Source organism: Amycolatopsis albidoflavus (genome assembly GCF_039525725.1).
GTDB classification, from domain to species: domain Bacteria; phylum Actinomycetota; class Actinomycetes; order Mycobacteriales; family Pseudonocardiaceae; genus Amycolatopsis; species Amycolatopsis albidoflava.
In genome coordinates this window covers 774,511-799,712 of the sequence record NZ_BAAAHV010000022.1, presented here as the reverse complement: position 1 = coordinate 799,712, position 25,202 = coordinate 774,511, and the positions used below count along the sequence as shown (strand labels likewise).

Annotated in this window: 25 protein-coding genes; 15 read left to right on the top strand and 10 right to left on the bottom strand. The window is 69.2% G+C overall.

Annotated elements, in window-relative coordinates:
- Nucleotides 1-52: 52 nt before the first annotated feature.
- The 4 genes from ABD156_RS36800 (at nucleotide 53) to ABD156_RS36785 (ending at nucleotide 4,966) form a co-directional block, all read left to right on the top strand.
- Nucleotides 53-1,135, top strand: coding sequence for a zinc-binding metallopeptidase family protein (locus ABD156_RS36800; RefSeq protein ID WP_344285025.1), 1,083 nt, complete (start codon nucleotides 53-55; stop codon nucleotides 1,133-1,135).
- An 11-nt stretch (nucleotides 1,136-1,146) separates the two neighbouring features.
- Nucleotides 1,147-1,965, top strand: coding sequence for an alpha/beta fold hydrolase (locus ABD156_RS36795; RefSeq protein ID WP_344285022.1), 819 nt, complete (start codon nucleotides 1,147-1,149; stop codon nucleotides 1,963-1,965).
- Nucleotides 1,966-2,269: 304 nt separating this feature from the next.
- Nucleotides 2,270-3,244: a pirin family protein gene (locus ABD156_RS36790; RefSeq protein ID WP_344285019.1), complete on the top strand. Its 975-nt coding sequence runs from the start codon at nucleotides 2,270-2,272 to the stop codon at nucleotides 3,242-3,244.
- 108 nt (nucleotides 3,245-3,352) lie between these two features.
- Nucleotides 3,353-4,966, top strand: coding sequence for an eCIS core domain-containing protein (locus tag ABD156_RS36785; protein ID WP_344285016.1), 1,614 nt, complete (start codon nucleotides 3,353-3,355; stop codon nucleotides 4,964-4,966).
- Between the two features lie 31 nt (nucleotides 4,967-4,997).
- Here ABD156_RS36785 and ABD156_RS36780 read toward each other — a convergent pair whose 3' ends face one another.
- Nucleotides 4,998-5,894: a phosphatase PAP2 family protein gene (locus ABD156_RS36780; RefSeq protein ID WP_344285013.1), complete on the bottom strand. Its 897-nt coding sequence runs from the start codon at nucleotides 5,892-5,894 to the stop codon at nucleotides 4,998-5,000.
- Nucleotides 5,895-6,006: 112 nt separating this feature from the next.
- Here ABD156_RS36780 and ABD156_RS36775 point away from each other — a divergent pair, with 112 nt between their 5' ends.
- The 3 genes from ABD156_RS36775 (at nucleotide 6,007) to ABD156_RS36765 (ending at nucleotide 8,589) form a co-directional block, all read left to right on the top strand.
- A complete protein-coding gene (locus ABD156_RS36775) occupies nucleotides 6,007-6,687 on the top strand; it encodes a response regulator (protein ID WP_344285010.1) in 681 nt (226 codons plus the stop codon).
- Nucleotides 6,688-6,763: 76 nt separating this feature from the next.
- Nucleotides 6,764-8,110, top strand: a complete 1,347-nt coding sequence (locus tag ABD156_RS36770; protein WP_344285363.1) for an ATP-binding protein — start codon at nucleotides 6,764-6,766, stop codon at nucleotides 8,108-8,110.
- Entirely contained in the window at nucleotides 8,107-8,589 is a 483-nt protein-coding gene (locus tag ABD156_RS36765; RefSeq protein WP_344285007.1) for a hypothetical protein, read from the top strand. Before ABD156_RS36770 ends, ABD156_RS36765 begins: the two co-directional genes overlap by 4 nt.
- On the opposite strand, the gene ABD156_RS36760 is transcribed toward ABD156_RS36765, so the two are convergent.
- Complete coding sequence (locus tag ABD156_RS36760) at nucleotides 8,586-9,185, bottom strand: TetR/AcrR family transcriptional regulator (RefSeq protein ID WP_344285004.1); 600 nt, start codon at nucleotides 9,183-9,185, stop codon at nucleotides 8,586-8,588. The genes ABD156_RS36765 and ABD156_RS36760 overlap by 4 nt on opposite strands.
- Nucleotides 9,186-9,240: 55 nt before the next feature.
- Here ABD156_RS36760 and ABD156_RS36755 point away from each other — a divergent pair, with 55 nt between their 5' ends.
- On the top strand, nucleotides 9,241-10,476 hold the full coding sequence (locus ABD156_RS36755; RefSeq protein ID WP_344285001.1) for an FAD-dependent oxidoreductase: 1,236 nt from the start codon (nucleotides 9,241-9,243) through the stop codon (nucleotides 10,474-10,476).
- A 386-nt stretch (nucleotides 10,477-10,862) separates the two neighbouring features.
- Here ABD156_RS36755 and ABD156_RS36750 read toward each other — a convergent pair whose 3' ends face one another.
- Complete coding sequence (locus ABD156_RS36750) at nucleotides 10,863-11,423, bottom strand: NADPH-dependent FMN reductase (RefSeq protein ID WP_344284998.1); 561 nt, start codon at nucleotides 11,421-11,423, stop codon at nucleotides 10,863-10,865.
- A gap of 95 nt (nucleotides 11,424-11,518) precedes the next feature.
- Between ABD156_RS36750 and soxR the strand changes: the two genes are divergently transcribed.
- Entirely contained in the window at nucleotides 11,519-11,986 is a 468-nt protein-coding gene (gene soxR, locus ABD156_RS36745) for a redox-sensitive transcriptional activator SoxR (RefSeq protein ID WP_344284995.1), read from the top strand.
- A gap of 509 nt (nucleotides 11,987-12,495) precedes the next feature.
- On the opposite strand, the gene ABD156_RS36740 is transcribed toward soxR, so the two are convergent.
- Nucleotides 12,496-13,002 (bottom strand): mycothiol transferase, encoded by a 507-nt coding sequence (locus ABD156_RS36740; protein WP_344284992.1) that lies wholly within the window; start codon nucleotides 13,000-13,002, stop codon nucleotides 12,496-12,498.
- A 250-nt stretch (nucleotides 13,003-13,252) separates the two neighbouring features.
- Between ABD156_RS36740 and ABD156_RS36735 the strand changes: the two genes are divergently transcribed.
- The gene (locus ABD156_RS36735) at nucleotides 13,253-13,402 is read left to right on the top strand and encodes a hypothetical protein (RefSeq protein ID WP_344284989.1); all 150 of its coding nucleotides are present in this window, start codon (nucleotides 13,253-13,255) and stop codon (nucleotides 13,400-13,402) included.
- A gap of 68 nt (nucleotides 13,403-13,470) precedes the next feature.
- On the opposite strand, the gene ABD156_RS36730 is transcribed toward ABD156_RS36735, so the two are convergent.
- Nucleotides 13,471-13,905, bottom strand: coding sequence for a DUF6314 family protein (locus ABD156_RS36730; protein ID WP_344284986.1), 435 nt, complete (start codon nucleotides 13,903-13,905; stop codon nucleotides 13,471-13,473).
- A gap of 242 nt (nucleotides 13,906-14,147) precedes the next feature.
- Between ABD156_RS36730 and recQ the strand changes: the two genes are divergently transcribed.
- The gene (recQ, locus tag ABD156_RS36725; RefSeq protein ID WP_344284983.1) at nucleotides 14,148-15,995 is read left to right on the top strand and encodes a DNA helicase RecQ; all 1,848 of its coding nucleotides are present in this window, start codon (nucleotides 14,148-14,150) and stop codon (nucleotides 15,993-15,995) included.
- 906 nt (nucleotides 15,996-16,901) lie between these two features.
- Here recQ and ABD156_RS36720 read toward each other — a convergent pair.
- Nucleotides 16,902-17,105, bottom strand: coding sequence for an antitoxin (locus ABD156_RS36720; RefSeq protein WP_344284980.1), 204 nt, complete (start codon nucleotides 17,103-17,105; stop codon nucleotides 16,902-16,904).
- Nucleotides 17,106-17,224: 119 nt separating this feature from the next.
- Here ABD156_RS36720 and add point away from each other — a divergent pair, with 119 nt between their 5' ends.
- Nucleotides 17,225-18,208: an adenosine deaminase gene (add, locus tag ABD156_RS36715; protein WP_344284977.1), complete on the top strand. Its 984-nt coding sequence runs from the start codon at nucleotides 17,225-17,227 to the stop codon at nucleotides 18,206-18,208.
- Here add and ABD156_RS36710 read toward each other — a convergent pair.
- Nucleotides 18,186-19,559 (bottom strand): vWA domain-containing protein, encoded by a 1,374-nt coding sequence (locus ABD156_RS36710; protein ID WP_344284974.1) that lies wholly within the window; start codon nucleotides 19,557-19,559, stop codon nucleotides 18,186-18,188. The genes add and ABD156_RS36710 overlap by 23 nt on opposite strands.
- Nucleotides 19,556-20,437, bottom strand: coding sequence for an AAA family ATPase (locus ABD156_RS36705; RefSeq protein WP_344284971.1), 882 nt, complete (start codon nucleotides 20,435-20,437; stop codon nucleotides 19,556-19,558). The genes ABD156_RS36710 and ABD156_RS36705 overlap by 4 nt, the downstream gene beginning before the upstream one ends.
- 517 nt (nucleotides 20,438-20,954) lie before the next feature.
- On the opposite strand from ABD156_RS36705, the gene mgrA reads away from it, so the two are divergent.
- The gene (mgrA, locus tag ABD156_RS36700) at nucleotides 20,955-21,983 is read left to right on the top strand and encodes an L-glyceraldehyde 3-phosphate reductase (protein ID WP_344284968.1); all 1,029 of its coding nucleotides are present in this window, start codon (nucleotides 20,955-20,957) and stop codon (nucleotides 21,981-21,983) included.
- Between the two features lie 23 nt (nucleotides 21,984-22,006).
- Here mgrA and ABD156_RS36695 read toward each other — a convergent pair whose 3' ends face one another.
- Together ABD156_RS36695 and ABD156_RS36690 are read right to left on the bottom strand one after the other, a co-directional pair.
- Nucleotides 22,007-22,603, bottom strand: a complete 597-nt coding sequence (locus ABD156_RS36695; protein WP_344285360.1) for an NUDIX domain-containing protein — start codon at nucleotides 22,601-22,603, stop codon at nucleotides 22,007-22,009.
- Nucleotides 22,567-23,091 (bottom strand): PadR family transcriptional regulator, encoded by a 525-nt coding sequence (locus ABD156_RS36690; RefSeq protein WP_344284965.1) that lies wholly within the window; start codon nucleotides 23,089-23,091, stop codon nucleotides 22,567-22,569. Before ABD156_RS36690 ends, ABD156_RS36695 begins: the two co-directional genes overlap by 37 nt.
- An 89-nt stretch (nucleotides 23,092-23,180) precedes the next feature.
- Here ABD156_RS36690 and ABD156_RS36685 point away from each other — a divergent pair, with 89 nt between their 5' ends.
- A complete protein-coding gene (locus ABD156_RS36685) occupies nucleotides 23,181-23,738 on the top strand; it encodes a hypothetical protein (protein ID WP_344284962.1) in 558 nt (185 codons plus the stop codon).
- Nucleotides 23,739-23,742: 4 nt separating this feature from the next.
- Complete coding sequence (locus ABD156_RS36680) at nucleotides 23,743-25,047, top strand: carotenoid oxygenase family protein (RefSeq protein ID WP_344284959.1); 1,305 nt, start codon at nucleotides 23,743-23,745, stop codon at nucleotides 25,045-25,047.
- The last annotated feature ends 155 nt before the right edge of the window (nucleotides 25,048-25,202 follow it).

Genomic DNA, 25,202 nt, shown 5'->3' with positions numbered 1-25,202 from the left:
GGCGCCGTCGCGCCCACGGCCGAATTACCCACTTTCGAATGGGATCGATTCCTTGCCCGCTGGGTACCTCGGCGGCATGGAGTCCGACGAGGACCGGCACGACCGGACCGACCACGAGATCGAGCTGCTCGCCGAGCGGCTCTGGGCCTGGTCCCGCGAACCCGCCGACGACCAGGCGCCCGGCCTCGGGCAGCTCGCCGCCGCCGGGTTCGAGGTGACCGGCGCCACCGCGGTGTACGGCAGCGGACGTCCGTGCGTCGCCCTGCTGCTTCCGTCCGACCGGCTCCGCGAATTCGGGCACAACCTGGTCGCCGCGGCGGTGCTCGGCGCGGCGCTCGCCACCGCCTCGACGCTGGAATCCGGTTCCGTCGTCGTCACCGACCGGCCCGCCGACGGGATCGACGCAGTGCTGACTTTCCAGCCCGGCGTGCACACCTGGGCCGCCGCGCCGCTCGCCGCGCGGACCGAGCTGCGGGTGACCGTGCACGGGAATTCCGGCCCGGCACCCGAGGACAGCACCGACGCGGTCGCCTCGCTGGTGCAGGTCTTCACCGCGATCGCCGCACTGCGCGCCCGGCTTCCGGCGGGTGCCGCGGTGCAGGGAATCGTGACGCACGGCGGGGAATCCACCGACTTGGTGCCCGATTTCGCCGAAGCCCGCTTCGGGTTGCGCGCGCCGGATTCGGAGGCGCTCGGCCGCGTGGTCGCCGAGGTGACCGCGGCCGCCGAAGGCGCCGCGATGGCAACCGGGACCAAGGCGAACGTCGAACGGTTCGGCCCGATTCACGCACGGTTCCAGGACAATCCGGTGCTGTCCGGGCATTTCGCCCGGCACCTCGCGGCGTGCGGGATCCACGCGTCGCCCTCGGGTGCGACGGCGGTCCCGGGCCGGCCCGAGGTGGGCGACGTGAGCGTGCGGATGCCGACGATCCATCCGTCGGTCGCGCTCCACGATCCGGTGCGCGCGGTCGGCAGCCGCGCGTTCGCTGAGGCGACCGGTTCGCCGCGGGCCCGAACCGTGCTGCTCGCGACGGCCTCGGCGCTGGCCCGGACCGCGTCGGACCTCCTCGCGCATCCCGCGCTGATCCGGCAGGCCTGGGACAATTTCGCCGATCGCGCGCGGCGGGGTGGCTAGAGTCCTCTGGCATGGGGACGACTGATCTATCACTGCCGGACGGCCGGAATCTTCGAGTGCACGACAGCGGGGGCGACGGCTTCCCGCTGGTGTGGCACCACGGAACTCCGCAGTCCGGCCGCCTGCTGTCACCCGTGGTGGAGGCTGCCGCCGCGCGAGGTTTCCGGGTGCTTTCCTACGGTCGCCCCGGGTACGGCGGGTCCACCCCGAACGTCGGGCGGACAGTCGGCTCGGCCGCCTCGGACGTGCGTCAGTTGGCGGACGCCCTGGACCTGCCGCGGTTCGCCGTGATGGGAGCGTCCGGCGGCGGCCCGCACGCGCTGGCTTGCGCCGCCGGGCTGCCGGATCGCGTGGCGGCCGCGGTGTCGCTCGCCGGTTTGGCTCCGTTCTCCGAGGATTACGACTGGTACGCCGGAATGGCCGACGACAGCTCGCTGCGTACTGCCCGGAAGGGCCGGGAAACCCGGCTGCGGCACGGAGAAACGCAAGAGTTCGACCCGACGAGCTTCACCGACGCGGACTGGACGGCCTTGCGCGGCACGTGGGGACCGCTGGGCGAGGACGCCGGCGCTTCCGGCGACGTGGCCGCGGAAGCCGACGACGACCTCGCGTACGTGGCGCCGTGGGGATTTTCCGCCGCCGACGTGCAGGTTCCGGTGCTGCTGGTGCACGGCGGCGAGGATCAGATCGTCCCGGTCAGCCACAGTGAATGGCTCGTGCGGAATCTGCCGGAGGCTGAGCTGTGGTTCCGGCCCCGGGATGGGCATATTTCGGTGTTGAATGCGCTTCCTACGGCGCTTGATTGGGTGCGTAATCTTCTCGGCCGTTGATCCTGCTGTCTGGGAGGGGAACCTTTGCGGAACCGTGGTTGCGTGGGGCACCCCGAAGGTTGATTGTCCTGACGGTCTGGGGGTGCTTGTCAAGGCGGGAAAGATGCCTTGACAAGCACCCCCAGACCGCAGAGGAGGCTTCGTATCGGGGTTGGGGTAGGGCCGGGTGCCTCGAACGTTGGGTGCGTCGGGTGCGGTTCGCGAAAGGTCGTGAGGGGAACCCTGAGGGACTCAGCTGTCCGTGAGGGTTCCCCTCACGGACAGCTGAGAGGGAACTCGCGCGCGGGCGGTTATCGTGTCGGGCATGAGCAACGTCGAGGCCGAACCAGCTGAACTCACCTGCGGCGAGGGGCCCGCTGCGCCTGGCAAGGTCGAGATCCTCGACGCACGCTCCGTGCCGCTTGGTGGTCCGCGTGCGATGCCGGTCCGCCGTACTCTCCCTCAGCGCCAGCGTTCCCTCATCGGGGCCTGGTGCTTCGCCGACCACTACGGCCCCGACGACACCTCCGTCAGTGGCGGCATGTCCGTCGGGCCGCATCCGCACACCGGTCTGCAAACGGTGAGCTGGCTGTTCGCCGGCGAGATCGAACACCGCGACAGCCTCGGCTCGCACGCGATGGTCCGACCCGGCGAGCTGAACCTGATGACCGGCGGGCACGGCATCTGCCACGAAGAGGTGTCGACACCGGAAACCACCACGCTGCACGGCGTCCAGCTCTGGGTCGCGCTGCCGGACGAGCACCGGCACACCGCCCGCGACTTCCAGCATTACGCCCCGCCGGCCACCGAACTCGGCGGTGCCACCGCGCGCGTCTTCCTCGGCTCCCTTGCCGGGGAAACCTCGCCGGTGAAGACGTTCACTCCCTTGCTGGGCGCGGAAATCGTCCTCGAGCCGGGCGCGGAGCTCAGCCTCGACGCGGACCCGTCCTTCGAGCACGGCGTCCTTCTCGACACCGGAGAAGTCACCTTCGCGGGCACTCCGCTGCAGCGGGCGCAGCTCGGCTACCTCGGTACCGGAGCGACCACGCTTGACCTGCACAACCCCGGATCCGAAGCGGCCCGGTTGATCGTGCTCGGCGGCCCGCCGTTCGGCGAGGAAATCCTGATGTGGTGGAACTTCGTCGGCCGCAGCCACGACGAGATCGCCGAATACCGCGAGGCGTGGGAAGCGAATTCCGACCAGTTCGGCGCGATCGAGCCCTATCCCGGCGGCCCCGCGCGGCTGCCCGCTCCCCCGCTGCCCGCCGTGCGCATCAAACCGCGCCGCAACCCCTCGTGAGTGCTGGTTTCCGCAGCGGAAGGCCCCCTCTCCCGGAACAGTGACGCCGTGGTGACGGTCCGCCGGGAGGCTGGTGGCGATCGCGTCGGCACGGTGAGGGGCGTTGTCATGGATGGGGCCTTTGCCGCGTCGTCGCGGCGGAACGAAGCACCTGCCGCCGCGCCGCCGATCGTGCACGAGGTCCTCAGCTCCCCTGGTCAGCCGCTCGCGCCGGACACTCAGGCCGTGATGGGCTCGGAACTGGACTGCGACTTCAGCGAAGTCCGGGTGCACACGGACCCCCGCGCCGCTGAGTCGGCCGCAGCGGTCGACGCCGCCGCCTACACGGTCGGCCAGCACATCGTCTTCGGCGCTGGCCGCTATCAGCCGCTCTCCGCGGCGGGCCATCGTCTGCTGGCCCACGAACTCGCCCACACCCAGCAACAGTCGACGGCGGCGGCTCCGGCGAACTTGCGCGTCGGCACCGCTGAGGACAGCACCGAACCCGACGCTCGCCGAGTGGCTGCGGGCGGGCGAGCCCCGGTCTCCGCTGGTCCGGTGATGCTCCGCCGAAGCCCGCTGACCGACGAGTTGACGACCGACCTGCGCACTGGTGGCAAGGGCGGCGTCTTCACCAGGCTGCGGGCGCGAGGTCCGATCACTCAGGATCCGGATCTTGGCCCCTGGATCGACCGGAATTTTCCCGGCGACACCGACGATCGCTGGCTAGCCAAGGAACTGGCCGCGCACGGTGCGGAGCCGCGCTGGACGACCGGTGCCTTCGCTGAACGCGAGCGCCGGGCCAGCGCGGGTCACTGGGATCCCGAACCCGGCAACATCGAGGCGAGTTTCGACGTCGGCCACGGTCCGAACCCGATCCAGGCCTTTTACTTCCCCGGGAAAACCAACCGCCACGCCATGATCGTCGGCGGCGTGCACGGCACCGAAGCCGCCGGTGTCCAGGTGGTCGAAATGCTGCTACAGATCCTCCGGACGCCGGATGCCCAGGGCAAACCGCGCGTACCGACCTTCAGCGTCATCGTCGTGCCCACGCTGTTCCCCGCGAATTACGCGGCCCGCAGCCGGCAATCCCCGGGCGGCATCGACCCCAACCGGAATCTGCCCGCTCGCGGAAAAGTGGCCAGCAGCAAGGTCGACGAGCACCAGGGGCCGATCGACGCGAACAACAACCCCGTCCGGCCGGACGCCGTCGCCCCGGTCGACAAGGAGCATCGGCCGCTCGACGCGCAGAACCGGCCGGTCCTGCCGGAAAACCTCGTGCTGCTCGATCTGGTCGACCGATTCCGCCCGGAGCGGATCGCCATGGTCCACGGCGTGACCGGCGGTCCCAACGCGGGCGTGTCCACCGACCCGCGGCCCGGGCACGATCAGCCCGCCGTCACCGACAAGACCGGAGCCACGGTCACTCCGGAAGGGGACGATCTCGCGCTGGCCCGGGAGATGGGCAAACACGCGATCGCCGGCGGGGCGCGCGCCCCGCTGAACGAGCGGGGCAGCGTCACCTATCCCACGCAGTCGGTGGCTCACCAGGAAGGCGTGACGTTCGGGATGTACGGCTCCAGCGCGGCCGGCAGCCGCCCGGCGATGAACGTCATTCTCATCGAAACGCTCGGAAACACTCGGTCCGACGAAATCAAGAAGCACGACGCCGCACAGAAACGGCAGGTCGAACTGCAGTCGTTCGCGGACGTGCTCAGGAACGTCTTCCTCGAACAGCCCTGAAGGAGGAGCCACCCGGGGAAAGGACGTCCGCCTAACGCAACCGGTTCCGCGCCCCGGACGGATCGAAGTTCACCCGCCGGAGTGGTCCGGCCGCCAGCAACACCACCGCCACCGCACTCAACGCCGCCAGCACCAGCGCCGCCACGAATCGTGCGGGCACGGACGTCGCCGAAGCCAGCACGACGTATCCGCCCAGCACCACCGCGGACGGCGCGAGCAGCGCGACCGCCGTCAGCACCACCGGAATCCGCCCGCCGTCCGGTCGTCTCGCCGAGACGACCGCCGCGCCCGCCGACACCACCGCGGCCACCAGCAGGCACGCGCCCACGGTGTCCGACAGGCGGTGCCAGCTGAGCGCGACGGTCGCCGCGGCCACCCAGGCGACGCCGGGCGCACCCACGGCGAGCACCCAGGTACGGAACCGCGCGGGCAGCACGACGGCCAGTGCCAGCAGCACGGCGGTGGCCGCGCTCACGTGCCCGCTCGGAAAGCTGTTGTGGTGCGGGGCTCCGGCCGAACCGACGTCCGGCCGGTCGAGCAGGTAGATCTTGAGCAGCTGCGCGGCGGCCAGCGGCAGCAAGTACAACACCAGCGCGGTCACCCCGAGCGCGAACCGCTTGCGCAGCACCGCGAGCGCCACGATCACGATCCCGGCCGCGCCGAACACCTCGACCCCGTCGATCCCGGCCAGCGGGCGCGCCCAGTCCACAGTGGACCGCGGAAGGTTCTGCGCGAAGCGGACCACCCCGTCCTCCGCGCGCTGCCCGGCCTCGGTGCGCACGAACAGCAGGTAGGCGACGACGAACGCGCCCGCGAACCCGATCGCGGCCGCGACCAGCACGGCGGTCCGCGAACGCCGTCGAGGGGCGAGCGCGTGCCGGGGCGCGGACAGGGGCACGGTCGGCGTTTCAGGAGTCAGCACTGCCATGCCTTCGAGCCTGGCCGCGGGATTTCGGGATCTCGTCAGAGCTGTGTCATGGTTTCGCTACAAGATCCGCCCGGCTCGCGCGAATCCGCGGGCATTCCGAATAATGGCCACTGTGGCTGTGGTGTTGGTGGTCGAGGACGACGCGTCCGTGCGCGAGGGCATGGAGCTGGCGCTGCGCCGTCAAGGACACACGGTGCACACCGCCGCGACCGGTGAGGACGGCGTCGCGCAGCTGCGCGAACGCGCGCCGGACCTCGTGGTGCTCGACCTGATGCTGCCCGGCATCGACGGCTTCGAGACCTGCCGCCGGATCCGCGCGCTCGGCCAGGTGCCGATCATCATGCTCACCGCGCGCAGCGACGATTTCGACGTCGTCGCCGGCCTCGAAGCGGGCGCGGACGACTACGTCGTGAAGCCGATCGAGCCGCGCGTGCTCGACGCCCGGATCCGCGCGGTGCTGCGGCGCACCGCTCCCGAGCCCGGTGCCGCCGGTCCCGAACAGCACGGCGACCTGGTGATCGACCGGGCCGGAATGCTGGTGTGCAAACACGGCGAGCAGGTCTCGCTCACGCCGACCGAATTGAAGCTGCTGCTGGAGATCTCGCGTACGCCAGGCCAGGTGTACAGCCGCAGCCAGCTGCTCGCCTCGGTCTGGGGGCACGACTACCTCGGCGATTCCCGCCTGGTCGACGCCTGCGTGCAGCGGCTGCGCGCGAAGATCGAGGACGTCCCGGCGCGGCCGGACCACGTGCAGACCGTGCGCGGCTTCGGTTACCGGTTCGGTCGCTCGTGAGGCGGGCCAGGCGGTGAAGCGGCTCCGGTCGTGGGTGTCCGGGCTGCGCCTGCGGCTGGTGCTGGCGTTCGCGGCGATGACGCTGGTCGGCGCGGGCGCGGCGGCGGGCGCGAGCTACGTGTCCGCGCGCAACACGATCCTGGCCGGCGTGCAGGATCCGGCGATGGTGCAGCTGCGCGACGAGGTCAGGACTTACCTGCCGCAGCTGACGCTCCCGCCCGACCAGCGGCAGCTCGACAACATGGCGAGTTCGCTCAAAGGCGTCACGACGGTCGTGTTCGGCTCGCTGCATTCGCGCGTCGGGCTGAATCCGGCGGAAGTACCCGCCGGGCTGCGCACCGCGGTCGCGGGCGGGACCAGCGTCCAGTTCCAGCGGGTCATCGAGGGCGGGCGTCCGGTGCTCTACATCGGGATGCCGCTGCTGCGCTACGGCGCGACGCGGGGAGAACACACCGGTATCGAGGTCTACAAAACGGTGCCGCTGGCCGCCCAGCAGGCCGCGATCGACCAGCTGGCGACGCGCGCGTGGCAGATGACCGCGCTGGCCCTGCCGATCGCGGTCGCGCTGGCGCTGCTGGCCGCGCGGCAGGTGCTGCAGCCGGTGCGCGCGCTGAACTCGGCGGCCCGCAAACTCGGCGACGGGCAGCTCGACGTGCGCCTGCCCGCCAAGGGTTCCGACGAACTGGCCCAGCTGGTCACCACGTTCAACCACACCGCGGCGGAGCTCGAGCGCACCGTCGGCTCGCTGCGCGAAATGGAGGCCGACGCGCGCCGGTTCGTCGCCGACGTCTCGCACGAACTGCGCACGCCGCTGGCGGCGATGAACGTGGTCACCGACGTCCTCGACGAGGACGCCGACCAGCTGCCCTCGGACACCGCCGTAGCCGCGCGGCTGGTGTCGTCCGAAACGCGCCGGCTGACCCGGCTCGTGCAGGACCTGGTCGAGATCTCCCGCTTCGACGCCGGACGGGCCGAGCTGCGTGTCGAGGAGGTCGACTTGGCCGAGGCCGTGACGAACGCCCTCGCCGCCCGAGGCTGGACCGACTCCGTCGCGGCCGACCTGCCGAACGTCACCGTGCCCGCGGACCCGCGGCGGCTCGACCTGGTCGTCGCCAATCTCGTCGGCAACGCCCTGCACCACGGCGCGCCGCCGGTCGAGATCCAGCTGAGCGCCGACGACGCGACCGTCTCCCTGACGGTCACCGACCACGGCCCCGGGATCCCCGAAGAGGTGCTGCCCAAGGTCTTCGACCGCTTCGCCAAGGCGGACACCTCGCGGGCCCGGTCCGACGGCAGCGGCCTCGGATTGTCGATCGCGCTGGAAAACGCCCGGCTGCACGGCGGCGACATCGAAGCGGAAAACACCGGCGACGGGGCAAGGTTCACGCTCCGGCTGCCCCGCACCGCGCAGGAGGAGCGATGAAACTTCCCCGGCTCTTCTTCGCGCTGTTTTCGGTCCTGCTCCTGGCCGGTTGCGGCGTCCAGCCGACCGGAGTGGTCCCCGCCGGCGAAGCACCCGGCGGATTCCAGCTGGGCGCGCCACGCCCGCAAATCACGCTCTACTTCGTCTACGCGGGACAGCTCAGCCCGGTGCAGCGCGACTGGGCGCGGGACGCGACCCCGACGACGGTGCTGACGGAACTGTTCGGCGGCCCGACCCGCGTAGAAGAACAACAGGGCTTCTACTCGATGCTCTCGCCCGGCCGGCACGTCACTGTCGACACCTCGACCCAGCCGGTGACCGTGACCGTCTCCGAATCCATGAAGCTGCTGTATCCGATTGGTCTGCAGCAGGTGGTCTGCACGGTGTCGGCCTCGCTGGCCGCGTCCGGGCAGCCGGTCGGCACGGGAATCACCGTCGTGGCCTCGGACACCAAGCTCGAATCGCTGTACTGCAACTAGCTTTTCTTCCCGGGCAGAAACCCGTACACGACCCGGTCGACGGTCGCCAGGACGACTTCCGTCGCGCTGCTTCCGTCCGGCACCTGGCGCAGCGCCGCCTCCAGCGCACCCAGCACCGCACCCGTCAACGCGGCAGCCTCGACCCGATCCAGCCGCGGCGCGCACGCTTCGTAGAGCTTCTCCGCCCAGCGATCGCCCACCACGGCGTTGCGCAGCAGATATCCGGCGCGCAACGCGGGAACGCCGGCGAGCAGCCGGGTGCGCACCTCGGTGAGCGGATGGTCCAGCGGGAAACTCCACGCCTCCGCCGTCGCCAGCGAGTGCACGGTCTTTTTCACCAGCTCGGCGACCTGCTCGCCGGGTTCCGCCGCGGCGAACACCCCGTCCACCACCTCGTCGTAAAGATGCTGGTCCGCGAAGACGACGTCCTCTTTGGTGGCGAAGTAGTTGAAAAACGTCGCCGGGGAAACCTTCGCCCGCGCGGAGATCTCGGCGACGGTCGTGCCGTCGTAGCCCTGCTCGTCGAACAGGGTGAGCGCCGCCTCGATCAGCGCCTGGCGGGTCCGCCGCTTCTTCTCTTCCCGCAACCCGGTCATGGCGTGAATCTTAGCGTTACTCTAAACTTATAGTGTCTCTAAGATTGGAGTCCTGATGGAACGGACCGGATGCGTGGTCGCCGGGGGCGGACCGGCCGGCGTGATGCTGGGCCTGCTGCTGGCGCGGGCCGGGGTCGAGGTGGTGGTGCTGGAGAAGCACCGGGACTTCCTGCGGGATTTCCGCGGCGACACTGTCCACCCGTCGACGCTGCGGCTGCTGGACGAGCTGGGCCTCGGCGCCCAGTTCGCCGCCCTGTCCCGTTCGGTCCTGGAACGCATGAAAATGGAGATCGGCGGGCAGACCGTGATAGCCGCCGACTTCAGCAGACTCCGCGGCCCGCACCGGCACATCGCGATGGTGCCCCAAGCCGAATTCCTGGGCCTGCTAGCCGAAGCCGGTGCCGCCGAACCGAAATTCACCCTGTGCATGGGCGCTTCCGTCGTTTCCTTGCTTCGCGGAGACGGACGCGTCACCGGAGTCCGCTACCGCGACGACGCCGGCGTGGTCCACGAACTGACCGCCCCGCTCACGGTCGGCTGCGACGGCCGCTGGTCGACGGTGCGCCGTGAACTCGGCCTCGCACTGCGGGAGTCGGAGGTCCCGATGGACGTCTGGCAGGTGCGAGTGCCAAAAGCCGGACCGGGCGAACAGGGGGTGTTCGCCCGGTTCGGCCCCGGATACGCCTCAGTGACGATGGACCGAGGCGACTATTACCAGACCTCGTACCTCATCCCCCGCGGCTCTGATGCTTTGCTACGTTCCGGTCCCATCTCCGGATTCCGCGCACGACTGGGCGAGTTGTTCGGCTGGACGCCCGCGCAGTTGTCGGCTGTGCATTCGTGGGACGACGTGAAGCTGCTCGAAGTGACCATGGGCCTGCTTCCGCGCTGGCACGCGCCGGGCGCGCTGTGCATCGGGGACGCGGCACACCCGATGTCGCCGGTGGGTGGCGTCGGGGTGAACCTCGCCGTGCAGGACGCCGTCGCCACCGCAAGACTTCTCGCGGAACCGTTGCGGCGCAGAGAAGTCCCCGTGTCCCGCCTGGCCGCTGTACGCCGCCGCCGATTGCTGCCGACTGTCGCGGTGCAGACCAGCCAGAGGGGCGAACACAACATGCTGCTGCGTCCCGCACTCGACGGAACCCTGGACCGATTGCCCACACCGATGCGGGTACTGCAACGGTTTCCGGCGCTATCCGGGGTTACGGCTTACCTGGGCGGCGTCGGGTTGCGACCGGAGCACGCGCCCGCTTTCGCTCGACGGTCTGCTGTGGACGGTTTGGTGGGTTGAGCTTCTTGCCGGGGCCGTGTCGTTGGTGCGACACAGCCCCGGGCCCACCACCTGACCAGGCGATGTCGGCCGAAGACTGCGCCTGCGGGTTGAGCTCCATGCCGGGGCCACGCCGCGGTCTGCGACGTGGCCCCGGACTCACACCTGCCCAGGGCGATGCACGCTCCGCGTGCGAGAGTCGGCCGGAGAATGTGTCTGGAGCACTAGCCGGTTCCTCGGATTCGCCGCTCCAAGCCAGCATCGGCTCGGAATGCGCTGGCCCCAGCCGGTCCGGCACCGGAGAGCTGTGCTGGACCAGCTAGGCCCCATGGCACCGCACCGCTGACTGCCTTCCCGCGCCGACCCGCCTCAATGCCCACCTAAGCGCCGACCTCCCCTGGCCCCGGTCACGCCGGATAAGCCCGCACCAACCGAGCGTCCTGCAACGCGCGCGCCCACCATTCGAGCTGGTCGAGCAACGCCTTCGCCGCGGTCTCGGCACTCGGGTCGAGCGGTTCGCCGTCCTCCCCGAACCGGCCGTGCACGCCGTGGAAGCTCACCGTCTCGCGGATGGTGACCGCGTGCAGTTCGGCGAAGACCGGACGGAGGTGCTCGACCGCGCGCAGCCCGCCGGAAATCCCGCCGTAGGACACGAAAGCGACCGGTTTGGCGTGCCATTCGCCGCGGAACCAGTCGAGGACGTTCTTGAGCGCGGCCGGGTAACTGTGGTTGTACTCCGGCGTGACCACGACGAACGCGTCCGCCGCCGCAAGCCGGGCGGCGACGGGCGCGGCCCCCTCGCCGTTCATCGCGAGCGGCAACGAGATCTCGGCGACGTCGACGATGTCGATCTCGAACCCGCCGTGCCGGTCGGCCTGGCGGGCGAACCAGCGCACGACCGTGGGGGCGAACCGCCCTTCCCTGGCGCTGCCGACGAGCACGGCGAGCCGGACCGGAGCTTCGGACACGTTATTCTCCTTTTTCCCGGGGCGGAACAGGTTTCCCGCCTCCGGAAGAGAGTCTCGAACTTCAACCTCCCTTTAAGTCAAGCTATGCTGAGCGCATGGCGAAGACGGAGCTGCCCGAACTGACCGTGGGCGAACTCTCCCACCGCAGCGGCGTACCAGCGTCGGCCCTGCGGTTCTACGAGGACGAAAACCTGATCCGCAGCAGGCGCACCGCGGGCAACCAGCGCCGCTACCGCCGCGACACCCTGCGGCGGGTCACGTTCATCCGCATGTCGCAGCGGGTGGGCATGCCGCTGGCGCAGATCCGCGAGGTGCTCGCGCTCCTGCCGGACGACCGGACCCCGACCCGCGCGGACTGGTCCCGCATCTCGTCCTGCTGGCGCTCCGACCTGGACCAGCGCATCCGCCAACTGGAACAACTCCGAGACCAACTGAACGACTGCATCGGCTGCGGCTGTATGTCCCTGGCGAAATGCCGCCTGGCCAACCCGAACGACCAACTAGGCCACGACGGCCCCGGCCCGCGAAGGCTGCCGGACCACCGGGGAACGGGGTACGAGTGAGGCCTCGCGGCCGGCGAGGTCTCACGGCACGGCGGCACGGCGGCACAGCGGCACAAACAGCGCACCATGCGAGACCTCGCCAGCTTCGTCAACTCCGGCGCCGCAACGGTTTGCCAACCCGCCCAAACAGTGCACAAGTCAGCAACAGGCCGAGTTGCACGCGCATCCAGCCCGATTCTCGCCGCCCTCGTCCGGCACCTACGTCCGCGTGCTCACCGGACAGCAGCCATGCCGCACGTGGTCTGCCAGTCGCGCCCTGCCTCGCTCCCCGCCCCACCCCCACCACCACAGAAACCTGACGAGCGCACAACCGCCCACAGCCGCAGCCAACCATCCGCAAGCCCCTGTGCGCGAGCAGCTACACGCAAGGCCATGCGCCCGGTTGCCCACCGCTGAGAACCGCACCATTCGCCTGCCGACGGCAGTCCGCTCCCCACCCACCGCAGCCAAGCCGCCGCAGTCCGAGCAGGACCGGTCACTCGCCCGGTGCGGCAGTCACTCCGGCATCGTCATCCCAGCAGCAGCCCCCTCACATACGCGGCCTGTCCGGCATGCTGGAGGTCGTCGGACAGCACGCTGACCAGCCGCACTCCCAAGGTCACCGGCGGGTTCCAGGCTTCGTCGACCACCCGGTCCAGCGCCGCCGCGTCCAGGCCGGTCACCCAGGACACCGTGTGCTCGTGCACGGCGTCGTAGTAGCCGGTGAGCAAATCCGGCGACTCCGGGCGCACCTGGGCCACATCCTCGCTGCTGTGCCCGTAGCCGATGTCGCCGGCAGGGAAGGGCAGGTCGAATTTCTCGCGCCAGTCCGCTGCCGTCCAGAGCTGGTCGGTGCCCGCGACGCCGGCGACGTGGTCGTCTTGCACCCTCGCCAGATGCCAGACCAGCCAGCCGATCGAGTTGGCCTCCGGACCGGGGCGCGTCGCCAGTTGCTCCGCGGTCAGCCCGTCGACTGCCTGGTGCACCACTTCCCGCACCCGGCCGAATCCGTCCACGAGCAGATCGGCCACATTCATCTCGCGCTCCTCCTCCGTCGTCGTGCGCTTGCCTCGATCATGCCTCGAAGATCCGGCTCTGCCCAGCACTGTGACTCCAGCGGCGCGAGGGGTCCACTCGCGCCCGCCGAACCGGCTTCAGCACGGGAAAATCCGCTCATCACCCGCGGTGACCGGGACCGTCCACTTCGGACCTGACAGCATCGTCCGGCGTCGGGTAAAATCCGGCGCGCAAGCGATCTGCACGCCGACGACGCGAACGGAGGGCCCCGTGGCGATCACCGCGCCCCGCGCCCTGCCCGGCTTCGACAACATCGCCGGTATCGCGATTCCCGCCTGGGCGGGCATGGTGATCACCGCCGCCTGCGCGGTCTCGGCGATAGTGGTGCTGCTGGTGATTCTGCGCAACCGGCGCAAGTAGTCCACGCGGGACATCCGCTTCGATATCCGCTGAATCCCGAGCGCGGAAGTACGGAATCCAACTGACGGTTACGGGTCCAGCCGCGTGAACCGGCTCGTGATCACGTGGTCCTTGGCCGGCCCGGTCACGACCCATTCCTGTTCCCACCGTCGATCGTCGAGCACGCGGTACGCGCCTCGATACCAGTCGGCGGCACAAGGGTGATCGGCCGTCCACTCCCCGGTCGCCAGGTCCAAGTCGTGGAAGAACCCGCCGTGGTCGAAGTGCACCGCGGCGCGGGAACCTCCGGCGGGCCGGTAGTGCAGCGTCCGGACGAACAGTCCGCGATGCGCTCCGAGCTGCAGCTCTCCCGACTCGCGATAGACGAGCACCCCGTCGTCAGAAGTGAACGTCGCGCGGCCGCTCGCCTCGCCTATCGCCGCCCCGTCGACGTCGACGATTTCGCGCGCGAGCCGCCATTCGCCGGAAAAATACCCGGTCAGGTCATTGATCGGAAAAGCCACGGATCCCATTGTGCGCCTCCCACCCGAACGCGAACGGCAGCGGGACACCCGGCTCGGCACCGTCTGTCACGAGGGTGGCGTGAAGGGTCCCGTCATCCCGGCTGTCACCAGTCGTCCTGCTGTTCACCCTGCGCGACCGGACCCTCCGCGGCGCGCGGAAACGGCCGGTGCGATGGGGACTCTCGCGCCGAACCCGGCGGGGCAGGCTCGCCCGGACGGCCCGCCGCCCTAGAATCGGCCGCGTGGCGCACCCCGATCTGGCCGAGCAGGCCACCCGTTCCCCCGCTCTCGAGACCTTGCAGCGCGTCTTCGGCTACGACGCGTTCCGCGGCGACCAGGCGGAGATCGTCGAGCACGTGATCTCCGGCGGCGACGCGCTGGTGCTCATGCCCACCGGCGGCGGGAAATCGCTGTGCTACCAGATCCCGGCGCTGGTGCGGCCGGGCGTCGGCGTGGTGATCTCGCCGCTCATCGCCCTGATGCAGGACCAGGTCGACGCGCTGCGCAACGTCGGCGTGCGCGCCGGATTCCTCAACTCCACCCAGGATTTCGCGCAGCGGCAGGAGGTCGAGGACGCGTTCGTCGCGGGCGAACTCGACCTGCTCTACCTCGCGCCCGAGCGGCTGTCGGTCGAATCCACCGTCCGCCTGCTCGACCGCGGCAAGATCGCGCTGTTCGCGATCGACGAAGCGCACTGCGTCTCCCAGTGGGGCCACGATTTCCGGCCTGATTACCTGATGCTGTCGTCGCTGCACGAACGCTGGCCGGACGTGCCCCGGATCGCGCTCACCGCCACCGCGACCGAGGCCACGCACAAGGAAATCTCGCAGCGGCTCGGCCTGGACAACGCGAAGCATTTCGTGGCGAGCTTCGACCGGCCGAACATCCAATACCGGATCGTGCCGAAGAACTCGCCGCAGAAGCAACTGCTCGAACTCCTGCGCACCGAGCACCAGGGCGACGCCGGGATCGTCTACTGCCTGTCCCGCGCGTCGGTGGAGAAGACGGCGGATTTCCTGGTGCAGAACGGAATCCCGGCGCTGCCCTACCACGCTGGGCTCGACAAGTCGACCCGTGCGAAGAACCAGTCGAGGTTCCTGCGCGAGGAAGGGCTCGTCGTGGTCGCCACGATCGCGTTCGGCATGGGCATTGACAAACCGGACGTCCGGTTTGTCGCGCACCTGGACCTGCCGAAGTCCGTGGAAGGCTATTACCAGGAAACCGGCCGCGCGGGCCGCGACGGGCAGCCGTCGACCGCCTGGCTCGCGTACGGGCTGCAAGACGTGATGCAGCTGCGCAAAATGATCGACAAGTCCGAGGGCGACGAGATGCACCGTCGCCTGCAGGCCCGGCACCTGAACGCGATGCTGGCGCTGTGCGAGACGGTCGAATGCCGACGGACGCAGATCCTCGCGTACTTCGGGCAGTCCGGCCAGCCGTGCGGGAACTGCGACACCTGCCAGACCCCGCCGGAACGCTGGGACGGCACTATTCCCGCGCAGAAACTGCTGTCCACAGTGGTCCGTCTCCGCAACGAACGGCGGCAGAGCTTCGGTGCCGGCCAGATCATCGACATCCTGCTCGGCAAAACGACTCCGAAGGTCACCCAGTTCCAGCACGACACGCTGAAGGTCTTCGGCATCGGCACCGAACTGCGCGAACCGGAGTGGCGCGCGGTAGTCCGGCAGCTGCTGGCGCGCAACCTGCTTGCGGTGGAAGGGGATTACGGATCGCTGGTGCTGACCGAAGGTTCGGCCGCGGTGCTGAACGGCTCGCAAGAAGTACAGCTGCGCCGCGAACCCGAACGCCCGGCGCGCGCCCCGCGAACGTCCCGCCGCACGGCAGCGGCCGCCCCGGTCGACATGCCCGCGGAAGCGACGCCGATCTTCGAGCGCCTGCGCGCCTGGCGCGGGGCCACGGCGAAGGAACAAGGGGTTCCGGCATACGTGATCTTCCACGACGCCACGCTGCGCCAAATCGCCACGCTGATGCCGACGACACTCGACGCCCTGGGCACGGTGAGCGGGGTGGGCGAGAGCAAGCTGGCCAAGTACGGGGAGGGAGTGCTGGCGACGCTGGCCGAGGAGTGACGCTGGGGCGGAAGCTTGGGCCGGGGTTGCCTGGCCGGGGACGCTCGCTGGGATGGGTTGGGTACGGCAGCTGGGGCCAGGGGCTCCTAGCTGGGAACCCTCGCCGGGACACGTTGGGTGCGACAACTGGAGCCAGGTCTCCTGGCTGGGAACGCTCGCCGGGGTCACCTTGGACGTGAACACTCGCCGGGACAGGTCGCGTGCGGCAGCTGGAGCCAGGGTCTCCTGGCCCTAACGCTCGCCGGGGCCGCCTTGGCCGGGAACCCTCGCTGGGACAGGTTGCGTGCGGCAATGGAGCCAGGGTCTCCTGGCCGGGAACGCTCGCCGGGATCGGCCTGGCGGAAACCCTCGCCGGGTTGTGTCGCGTACGGCAACCGAGGCTAGCGTCTCCTAGCTGGGAAGCCTCGCCGGGACCGGTTGCATACGGTAGCTGGAGCCGACTCGGAGCGAGAGGTTTAGGGTTTGCTGCCGGAGGACGAAACCACAGCAGAGCGACGAGCCATGCTGCTCATTTCGCCAGCCAGTCCGACAGAACGGTGAACCGACTGGCGGAGTGACCAGCCAAGACTTGGCAGGCCGTCGAGCTGACGCAGGCCCGCCGATGCTGCCGAAAGTCGGGGATCATCCGGGATGTCGACCGGTATCCGCAGACGCCGCGCGAGCCCAGGCTTCACCCGCCAGCAATCCTGATCTGACCGCGCGGCCCCTCGAACATGCGCCCGCGGGCGGCCACGCCCCAGCCTCGCGGCAGCACCGGCACGGACAGCCCGAGCTTCTCCATCGGTCACGCATCCCAGGCCGCGGGCTCTCGCACGCGAAGCGCACCCCGAGCCCGCCCCTCTAAGCCCCCCAAGCCTGCGCGGCCCACTGCCTACTCCCCCAGGCAGCCTCCAGCCAGAACCAGCCTCACTCGGCCGTTCGAGGGCGGGTCGTGTCCGCGACCTTCCGCACCGCTCCGGAGATCTGCGCGTGGTAGCGGCCGTTGGTTTTCTCGTCCACGAAACGCGCCGCCTTGCCCACGGCCTCGTTGACCTTCTGCGGGTTCTTCCGGACGTACGACACTGCGCTCGCGGCACCGGCCAGCACGGTGAGTTTCTTCATCAAAGCCATCGCACAAAGTCCCTTCCCCTGCGGAAACCTCCGTCACCTACCCCAACGTCGCCCGGCCCCCGCGGGTTCCCGGCGAAACCTGGATGACAGGTGGCGCGCGCGGCGGGCATGATCCACGCGTGCGCGATCTGTCGGCTCTCCCCAAGGTGCATCTCCACGTCCATCTCGAGAGCACCGTCCGTCCCGGCACGCTCAAGGAACTCGCGGCTCTCCACGGCGTCCAGCTGCCGGAGAAGCCCGAAGCGTTCGAGGGGTTCCGGGCGTTCGCCGATCGCAACAGTCTCACTCGATCGTGCCTCCGCGAAGCCGAGGACTTCGAGCGGATCGCGCGCGAGTTCTGTGCGGACGAAGCCGCTCAAGGGACTCGGTACGTCGAGGTCACGTTCACGGCTGCCTCGCACGGGGAACGGGTCGGGGATCTCGAACTCCCCCTCAACGCGGTCCTTAAAGGACTGTCGGAAGGCGGGAAAGAGCATGGGCTGCAATGGCGGTTGATTCTCGATCACTCGCGGCGGCGGTCGATCGAGCGTGCCGAGAGGACGTTGGAGCTCGCTAAGAAGCACGAGGAGATCATCGGAATCGGAATGGCCGGCGAGGAGAAGTACTCGCTCGCTCCGTTCGAGAAGGTGTTCGTCCGGGCGCGGGAGGCGGGGTTGCACCTCATTCACCACGCGGGCGAGGACGCCGGGCCGGACAGTATCCGGGAGGCGATCGAAATCGGCGGAGCCGAGCGAATTGGGCACGGAATCCGCATCCTGGAGGACCCGGAACTGACCGCTCAAACCGCGGAGAGCGGGTTCGCGCTTGAGGTGTGTCCCTCGTCGAACGTCGCGCTCGGGTTGGTTCCGACGCTCCCGCAACACCCGCTGCCCGGACTGGTCGAGGCGGGGCTGAGGGTCACGCTCAACACTGATGTCCCGGACGTCACCGGCACTACGATCACCGACGAATTCACCCGTGCGCGTGAGGTTTTCGGTTACGACGACGCGACCTTGGCTAAGCTGGCAAGCAACGCAGTGACTGCCTCGTTCGCACCCGAAGAGACCAAAGCGTTGCTGCATAAAGAGATCGACGACTGGCTCAAGTCGGCAGAAGACGCGTGACGAGCACGCCCAACTGGTGCGCGGTCCGGCATTCGTGCATTTCCACCAGTTCCGCGTAGTCCGGCGCGGCTGAATCACCGGTCCCCCACAGGGATCGGCGTTCGGGGTTCAGCCAGTGGACGTGCCGCGCGCGGGAGCGGATCGCGCGGACGGCGTCGAGGTTCGGGTCGCCGCCGTTCGTCCGGGCGTCGCCCAGGATGAGGACCGACGTTCGCGGGCCGACCGCGTCCAGCCAATGAGTGGTGAACTGGCCCAGCGCGCGGCCGTAATCGCTGTGGCCGTCCCAGCGGACTACCGCGGCCTCGCTGAGCATTCGCGCGCCCAGTTGTTCGGGATCGGCGGCGCCGGTGTCGACGAGATGCGTCACCTCGTCGGTGCTGTCGACGAAACCGAAGACGCGGATTTTGCTGAACTGGTCCCGCAATGCTTGCACCAGCAGCATCGTGAAGTTCGCGAAACCCGCGACCGAACCGGAAAGATCGCACAGGAGGATGATTTCCGGGCGGCCGGGGCGGCGGTGCCGGTAGGCTGGCCGCAAGGGCACGCCGCCGGTGGAGAGTGAACGACGCAGCGTTCGGCGCAAGTCGATCTGGCCGCGTGTGGTGCGTTTGCGGCGCGCGGCAAGCCTGGTGGCGAGTTTGCGGGACAGCGGCTGGATCGTGCGCCGCAGTTCGGCCAATTGCGTGCGGCTGGCGATGAGGAAGTCGACGCGATCCGCGGCAGGGGCGATCGCGTGCTTGGCGATCCGTTCGCGGCCCCGCATTTCGGCGGCCCGGCGGCGCGCTTCGGTACGCACCCGCCCGCGGAATCCCTCGACGCGGCGGCGGATTTCGTCGCGGGTGAGCCGGTCGGTGAACTCGTCCGGAGCGCCGGCGGCGCGCATCGCGGCCAGCACCCGGGAGATGAGCGTCTGCGGCTGCAGGCGGTCCAGCGTCTGGTGCGCGGAGTACCCGCCGCCAGGGCCGGTTCCGACGCCGTACTGGCCCAGCAGGTCCACAGCGATTCCGGCGAGCTGGTCCAGCGCCTGGTCGTCGCCCTCGGCCAGGGCGGCGGCGAGCGCCTCCCGCAGTTCCTCCCGGTCCCGCGGCGGGTTTTCGCGAGCCAGTTCGGGCGCGCCGATGCCAGCCGGGAAGTACAGGTCGAAGGCGGCGTCGAACACCGACCGCTGCCCGCCCCGGCGAACCAGCGCGGCGGCGAGCCCTTCGCGGACCAACTCGCGGTCGTCCAGGCCGAGCGCCTCCAGCGCGGCCGCCGCGTCGGCCGTCTCGCCGGGACCGGCCGGAATGCCTTGCGCCCGCAAGGCCCGCACGAACTCGGCGAGCCGTCCGGTCAGGCCCGGCGCGACGGTCATGACGCGTCCAGCACCTGGTCGAGACTCAGCCCGGCCCCGGCCTTCGCGATGTCGTCCTGATGCTTCAGCACGACGCCGAGGCTTTCGCGCACCACCCGCTCGTCGAGCGCGCCCGCGCCCAGCTCCAGCAGCGTGCGCGCCCAGTCGACGGTCTCCGCCACCGACGGCAGTTTCCGCAGGTCCATCGCCCGCAGCGCGGCGATCACGCGCACCACCGAATCCGCAAGCGCGGCCTCGATGCCGGGCACCTTCAGCCGGACGATCTCGCGTTCGAGGTCCTCGTCCGGGAAATCGATGTGCAGGAACAGGCACCGCCGCCGCAGCGCCTCGGACAGCTCGCGCGTCGCGTTCGACGTCAGCACCACGAACGGCTGCTGCGTCGCGGTGATCGTGCCGAGTTCGGGCACGGTCACCTGGAAATCGCCGAGCACCTCCAGCAGCAGGCCCTCGATCTCGACGTCAGCCTTGTCCGTTTCGTCGATCAGCAGCACGGTCGACTCGGTGCCGGAAATCGCGGTGAGCAGCGGGCGGCGCAGCAGGAATTCCTCGCCGAAGATGTCGGTACGCGCCTCGTCCCACGTCTCGTCGCGGCCAGCGGTGATCCGCAGCAGCTGCTTCGCGTGGTTCCATTCGTACAGCGCGCGGGCCTCGTCGATGCCCTCGTAGCACTGCAGCCGCACCAGCCGCGAGCCGGTGACCTCGGCGACCGCCGTGGCCAGCGCGGTCTTGCCGACCCCCGCCGGACCCTCGACCAGCAGCGGTTTCCCGAGCCGGTCGGCGAGGAACACGGTGGTCGCGACCGCGGTCGACGCGAGGTATCCGGCCTCGGCCAGCTGCGCCGACACATCGTCGACGGACGAGAAAAACCCGGTGCCCACGTCGCCTCCTAAGCAATCGCTCACCCGCACTGTACTGGGCGGTCGCCACCGAAGACGTCCCGGCGACCAGACATCGGATCTAAGCCCGGGCGCGCGACTCAAGAGCGCCGCGAAGCCTGGCATTCCTCCGACGTATGCCGAGCACCGGAAACGTCGTTACGGCAGGCCGGGAATGACCTGGTCCACCAACTGTTTCGCGACCGCGCAGGACCCTTCGTTGCCCACGGATCGATCGAGATACCAGATGTGCACCGCCGCGTCAGTGCCGGAAATCTGGATCTGATACCGGCATCGCCGCCGGTCAGCTTGCCGCTCGGCGGATTCCACTCCGTGCGGCAGCCGCCCACGCCTCCCGGCACCGCAGGCGTCCGTTCTCGCGAACGCCTCCGACGGACCGGCACCGAGACGGCGACAGTCAACCGGAGCCGAATGGGATGTCGCGCACGAAACCGGGCTTTGCGCCGCTACCCGGATGTCACCCACCGTGCGCGGACACCTCGCGGGCTAGCATCGCGGCGTGACTTACGTTGCCGCGGACCACCGTTACGACTCGATGCCCTACCGCCGTTGCGGGCGGAGCGGCCTGAAGCTGCCCGCGATCTCGCTCGGACTGTGGCACAACTTCGGGAACGACCGCCCGCTCACCGTCCAGCGCGACATCGTCCGGCGCGCCTTCGACCTGGGCATCACGCACTTCGACCTGGCCAACAACTACGGCCCGCCTTACGGCAGCGCCGAGGAGAACTTCGGCCGGTTGCTGGCGAGCGACCTCAAGCCGTACCGCGACGAGCTGATCATCTCGACGAAGGCCGGCTACGACATGTGGCCCGGTCCGTACGGCGAGTGGGGTTCGCGGAAGTACCTGCTGGCCAGCCTCGACCAGTCGCTGGGACGGATGGGGCTGGACTACGTCGACATCTTTTACTCGCACCGGTTCGACCCGGAGACGCCGCTGGAGGAGACCGTCGGCGCGCTCGACCGGGCGGTTCGGTCGGGGAAGGCGTTGTATGTCGGGATCTCGTCCTACAACTCCGCGCGGACCGCGGAAGCCGCCCAGATGCTGCGAGATTTGGGCACGCCGCTGCTGATTCACCAGCCGTCGTACTCGATGTTCAACCGCTGGACCGAGGCTGACGATCTGCTCGGGACGCTCGAGCAGGCCGGGGCCGGGTGCATCGCGTTTTCGCCGCTGGCGCAGGGATTGCTGACGAACAAGTACCTTTCCGGGGTCCCGTCGGATTCCCGGGCGGCGCAAGGGAAATCGCTGAATCCGGACACGATCACCGAGGAGAAGCTCGGCAAGATCCGGGCGCTGGGCGAGATCGCCGAGGGGCGCGGGCAGACGCTGGCGCAGCTCGCGCTGGCTTGGGCGTTGCGGGATCCGCGGATGACGTCGCTCGTGATCGGAGCCAGCAGCGTGAAGCAACTGGAGGACAACGTGGCCGCGCTGGACAACCTGTCGTTCACCGACGAGGAGCTGGCCGAGATCGACCAGCACGCCACCGAAGAAAACATCAACATCTGGAAGCGGTCCTCGGACGGATGACCCGCCGCGGCCGGAGGTTCGGGCTACCCGAGCCTCCGGCCGAACTCGCCGTAGACCGTCTCCCCGTCCAGAAACGCTTGGTGCGCCAGGGAAATTCGCCGCGCCTTCGACGGCCGCAATTGCGGCCGCGCGGCCTCGATGTCAAGGAACTCGAACCGGCTCACTTCGTCCGCTTCCAGGCGGATGGCACCGATCTGCTCGCGGCTCAGCACACCTCCGTCGAAGATGAACTGCAGGCTGTCCCGCCAAACGCCGTGCGTGGGCAACCAATCGACGACGAGAAGACGCCCCACCGGCACGTCGATGCCGAGTTCTTCGCGGACCTCTCGACGGCACGCCGCCAGCGGCGACTCGTCGTCTTCGACCAAGCCGCCCGGGATCTCCAGGAACGGCTTGTAGGTCGGACAGACGAACAGGATCCGACCGTGTTCGTCGCGCGCGAGCACTCCCGCGGCCGCGTTCTTGCGAGGAAACCGGGCGGCGACGCCGGGATTGAACTCGACCTCGGGCTCACCCTCGTCCCGAAGATCGCTCGCGAAAACGGCGTCGTCGCCGCAGTGGCTGGCCGGGTCGTCGGTCATGATCAGCCGCGTGCCGCGCGGATCGTCTCCGCCGCCCACTTCGCCCAATCCCGTTCCATCGCCGCGTAGCGCTTGCCCCATTCCAGGGCCAGGCGGCCGTACAGCGACGGGTCGCTGTCATCCCAGTCGACCGAAGCCTCCAGCGCCGCCAGCTCGTCGACCAGCCCCTTCGCGAAGTCCCCGTGGCGGGACAGGAATCCCCGCGCCTCCTCCGGCGTGACCTCGCCCAGGAAGTAGACCCGCAACAGCATCTCGTTGCGCCGAGCCGCGGGCGGCCGCTCCTCCAGCAGCCACGTGCGCAATTCCGACCGCCCGGCGTCGGTGATCGCGTACTCCTTGCGCCCGCGCGGACCCTCGGCGGACACCTCGATCAGGTCCGCACTCTCCAGCTTGCCCAGTTCCCCGTACAGCTGGCTCTGCGTGGCCGTCCAGACGCTCGACATCGCCGTCTCGAAGCGTTTCAGCAGGTCATAGCCGCTTCCGGGGGCGGTGGCGAGCAGCCCCAGCACCGCGTGTCGCAAGGTCATGCGCCCACCTTACCTTCCACTATTGACATGTCCAGCCAGGACCTTCTAGTTTTGACATGTCACCGCAGGAACGTGAGCGAGGGGTCCCGATGAACTACCTGAAGAGTTTCCTTCCGTGGATCGCCTTCGCGGTCGTGTCCACGCAGGCCGACTGGCGGTGGTCCGGGCTGACCGGACTGGTGCTCGCGGGCGGGCTCCTCCTGCTGGAACGCCGGCGCGGCAAGGGCTGGGACACGCTGTTCATCGAGGTCTCCGCGGTCGTCTTCTTCGCGGCGCTTTCGATCTGGTCGTTCAGCGATCCGGCCTCGCCGCTCAAGGACTACGTCGGCGCGCTCACCGATCTTTGGCTGGCAGTGACCGCCTGGGGCTCGCTCGCCGCGAAACGGCCGTTCACGCTCGGGATCGCGAAAACCATGGTTCCGCCGGAAATCGCCGCCACCGCGGTGTTTCGCCGGGTCAATGTCGTCATCACCGCGGTGTGGGCGGCCAGCTTCACGGTCGCCGGGATCGCCGAAGCCGTTCTGCTGCATTTCGCGCCGCACGCCACCGTCGGTTTGATCATTCTCAAGGTGCTCGGCTTCGCGATTCCGATCTCGTTCACCATCCGTTACCCGCGCATCGTCCGTGCTCGTGCCCAGAAAGCGTGAATCCATGGCTACCACTGATTTCCACCTCAAGGGCCATTACGCCCCGGTCCACGACGAACTCACCGCCTACGACCTGCCGGTCACGGGTTCGCTGCCGCCGGAGCTCAGCGGCTGGTATCTGCGCAACGGGCCGAACCCGAGACAGGACAGCGCGCATTGGTTCACCGGCGACGGAATGGTGCACGGCGCCCGGCTCGAAAACGGCCGCGCGGCCTGGTATCGCAACCGCTGGGTGCGCACCGAAAGCTTCGACATCCCGAATCCGGTGCTCTACAACGCCGACGGAACGCGAAACCTGCGATCGAGCGTCGCCAACACGCATGTCGTCAATCACGCCGGACGCACGCTCGCACTCGTCGAATCCTCGCTGCCTTATGAAATCACCACCGACCTCGACACCGTCGGCGTCTACGATTTCGACGGCAAGCTCGCCGATGCGATGACCGCGCATCCCAAGATCTGCCCAGAAACCGGCGAGCTGCATTTCTTCGGCTACGGCAGCCTCACCGCCCCGCACGTGAGCTACTACCGCGCCGACGCCGACGGCGAACTCGTGCTGCGGCAGCCGATCGACGTGCCCGGCCTGACGATGATGCACGACTTCGCGCTCACCCGGCGGCACGTCGTGTTCTTCGACCTGCCGGTAGTGTTCGACCACGGAACCGACGGCGGCATGCCGTTCCGCTGGAGCGACACGTACGGCGCGCGCCTCGGCCTGCTCAGCCGCGAACGCCCGACGGACGGCGTGCGCTGGTTCGAGATCGACCCCTGCTACGTCTTCCACACCCTCAACGCGCACGACACCACAGACGGCCGGATTGTGGTGCACGTCGTGCGGTACGAGCATCTGTCCCGGCCGGGCGTCCCGGACCCGAAGGGCGTGCTGTGGCGGTGGACGATCGACCCCCTCGCGGGCACGGTGACCGAGGATCTGCTCGACGACCGCGACGGCGAGTTCCCCCGGATCGACGACCGGCTCGCCGGGCTCGACGCCCGTTTCGGGCACGTCACCGGACGGCACGGTCCGCAGGGCCCGCTCGTTCTCCGCCGCTACGACCTGCACACGAACGCCGCGCGCGAGCACCTGTTCCCGGAAGGACACCTCCCCGGCGAAGCGGTGTTCGTTCCGGCAGACGACCGGCCGGACGGCGCGGGCTGGCTGCTCACGTACGTCTACGACGGACCGAACGACCGCAGCGACTTGGTGGTGCTCGACGCGCAGGACATCGAGGCGGATCCGGTCGCGTCGGTCCATCTGCCGGGCCGGGTGCCGGCCGGGTTCCACGGCAACTGGCTGCCCGACGCCTGATCCGGTCAACTAGCGGACGGCAAACTCTGCGTGCCGTCCCCGGGTTGCGCCCGCCGAGCCCGTATCGTCGGGACCGAGACGTCCGCCTGCCCTCTCCCGAGCCGGAAGAAAAGAAAGTTTCCTGCCAAAGCGGGGCGAATCCGGTTACCGTGGCA